Annotated in this window: 1 protein-coding gene and 2 tRNA genes; 2 read left to right on the top strand and 1 reads right to left on the bottom strand. The window is 41.9% G+C overall.

Annotated elements, in window-relative coordinates:
• Window positions 1-107: 107 nt before the first annotated feature.
• Window positions 108-183: transfer RNA gene (locus AAEZ00_RS20385), tRNA-Val, on the bottom strand.
• 257 nt (window positions 184-440) lie between these two features.
• On the opposite strand from AAEZ00_RS20385, the gene gltX reads away from it, so the two are divergent.
• Together gltX and AAEZ00_RS20375 are read left to right on the top strand one after the other, a co-directional pair.
• Window positions 441-1,850, top strand: coding sequence for a glutamate--tRNA ligase (gene gltX, locus AAEZ00_RS20380; protein ID WP_351079389.1), 1,410 nt, complete (start codon window positions 441-443; stop codon window positions 1,848-1,850).
• 102 nt (window positions 1,851-1,952) lie between these two features.
• Window positions 1,953-2,028, top strand: a tRNA-Ala gene (locus tag AAEZ00_RS20375).
• The last annotated feature ends 664 nt before the right edge of the window (window positions 2,029-2,692 follow it).

Raw genomic sequence — 2,692 nt, 5'->3', positions numbered from 1 at the left:
CTACTGGGCTCGAACCAGTGACCCCCTCCTTGTAAGGGAGGTGCTCTCCCAGCTGAGCTAAGCGACCTGGGATATAATTAACAACATTGACTTCATAAATAAAATCATGGTGGTCGATACTGGGCTCGAACCAGTGACCCCCTCCTTGTAAGGGAGGTGCTCTCCCAGCTGAGCTAATCGACCTCGCTGTGTGGGGCAGTATTATAGGCAGCGAGCAAAGCCTGTCAACGCTTTTTATTTAAAAAAATGTCAGTCGGGCTAAAATTGTTCGCTTTGATGCTTTGTTAAACAAGAGATTGAGTTTAATAATAAAGAAAATTCAAAAACCGCCTCAGGTTTACGCGTCCGCCATTTCAACTACTCAGTTAGACTGTTAGAATGACGCTACATTTTTTTGTTTGTCTTTTTATAGACGTTTATAAATAGGTTAGTGTCCGATTATGACAACTAAGACGCGTTTTGCCCCAAGTCCAACAGGTTTTCTTCATGTAGGTGGTGCCCGTACTGCTCTGTATTCATGGTTACACGCACGTGCTAATAATGGTGAATTCGTACTGCGTATTGAAGACACAGACATTGAACGTTCAACTCAAGAAGCCTGTGATGCTATTCTTGATGGTATGAACTGGTTAGGTTTGACTTGGGATGAGGGTCCTTATTATCAGACTAAGCGTTTTGATCGTTACAACGAAATTATTGAGCAAATGCTAGATAATGGCTCTGCGTACAAATGCTATTGCACACGTGAACGTGTTGAAAAAATGCGTGAAGAGCAATCGGCACAGGGTTTACAACAAAAATACGACGGTTGCTGTCGTAACCTTGCTCCTCGTGATACTGACGAGCCTTTTGTTGTTCGCTTTAAAAACCCCGTCGAAGGCAGTGTAATATTTGATGATCACGTTCGTGGGCGCATCGAAATTTCAAATGATATGCTTGATGATTTAATCATTAAGCGCACCGATGGTGTTCCTACTTACAACTTCTGTGTTGTCGTTGATGACTGGGATATGGGTATTACTTGCGTTGTTCGTGGTGAAGATCATATCAATAATACTCCGCGCCAAATCAACATTCTTAAAGCACTAGGCGCCCCAATTCCTGAATATGCTCATGTATCGATGATTTTAGGTGACGATGGTGCCAAGTTATCTAAGCGTCATGGTGCTGTAGGTGTGATGCAATATCGTGATGATGGTTATTTACCTGAAGCACTATTAAATTATCTTGTTCGTTTAGGTTGGTCACATGGCGATCAAGAAGTATTTTCAATGGAAGAATTGAAAACGCTGTTTAAATTAGATGATATCAATAAGGCGGCTTCTGCTTTTAATACCGATAAGCTAATTTGGTTAAACCAGCATTATATAAAGTCACTTGATCCTGTTTATGTAGCAACACATTTACAGTGGCACATGGATGACCAAAAAATTGATATCAGTAATGGCCCTGCGTTAACTGAAATTGTGACTGCATTATCTGAACGCGCTAAAACATTAAAAGAGTTAGCCGCTTCTAGTCGCTATTTCTATGAAGATTTTAACGATTTCGACGAAGCACAAGCTAAAAAGCACTTACGAGGTGTGGCACTAGAGCCTTTAACATTGTTCAATCAAAAGTTATCTGAACTAAATGATTGGAGTGTAGAGAATATTCACCACGCTATCGAAGCCACTGCCACGGAACTTGATGTTGGTATGGGTAAAGTTGGCATGCCGTTACGTGTTGCGGTTACAGGCGCTGGACAGTCTCCAGCGTTAGATTTAACCTTGTTCTTAATCGGAAAAGAAAGATCTGCGCAAAGAATATCCAAAGCGATTGAATTTGTAGCAAATAGAATAAATTCCTAAAAAACGAGTTGACACTTTTGGGTATGCTGCATAGAATGCGCCTCGCAGTTGAGACATGATGTCAGGTTATTCTGGTAGCATATTCAAAAGCATTAAGTAAGAGGGGCTATAGCTCAGCTGGGAGAGCGCTTCGCTGGCAGTGAAGAGGTCCACGGTTCGATCCCGTGTAGCTCCACCACTTACTTGTTGATCTTTAATTAGATAATTAGCATTAATGTTTAGCCTACAGACATTAATGAGTATTCACTCGATACAGAGTATAACGTATCAACTGTGTCCCATTCGTCTAGAAATAGACATTAGGACATCGCCCACTTTGGTTTATAAAGAGTCGGCGGTAACAGGGGTTCGGATCCTTTGGGTTTGTTCTTCATTATAGGTAATTAGCACTGGTGTTTAGCCTACAGACACCAATGAGTATTCACTCGATACAGAGTTTAACGTATCAACTGTGTCCCATTCGTCTAGAAATAGCGCTTAGGACATCGACCACTTTGGTTTATAAAGAGTCGGCGGTAACAGGGGTTCGAATCCTTGTTGTTTTGTAGCATTTAGCATTAATGTTTAGCCTACAGGCATTGATGAGTATTCACTCGATACAGAGTTTAACGTATCAACTGTGTCCCATTCGTCTAGAAATAGCGCTTAGGACATCGCCCACTTTGGTTTATAAAGAGTCGGCGGTAACAGGGGTTCGGATCCTTGTTGCTTTGTAGCATTTAGCGTTGATGTTTAGCCTACAGACACCAATGAGTATTCACTCGATACAGAGTATAACGTATCAACTGTGTCCCATTCGTCTAGAGGCCTAGGACACCGCCCTTTCACGGCGGTAACAGGGG

The organism is Shewanella sp. S1-49-MNA-CIBAN-0167 (assembly GCF_040310145.1).
In the GTDB taxonomy this organism is placed as follows: domain Bacteria; phylum Pseudomonadota; class Gammaproteobacteria; order Enterobacterales; family Shewanellaceae; genus Shewanella; species Shewanella psychromarinicola.
Note: the sequence above shows the minus strand (reverse complement) of the source record. Positions and strands in the feature narration are given on the sequence as shown.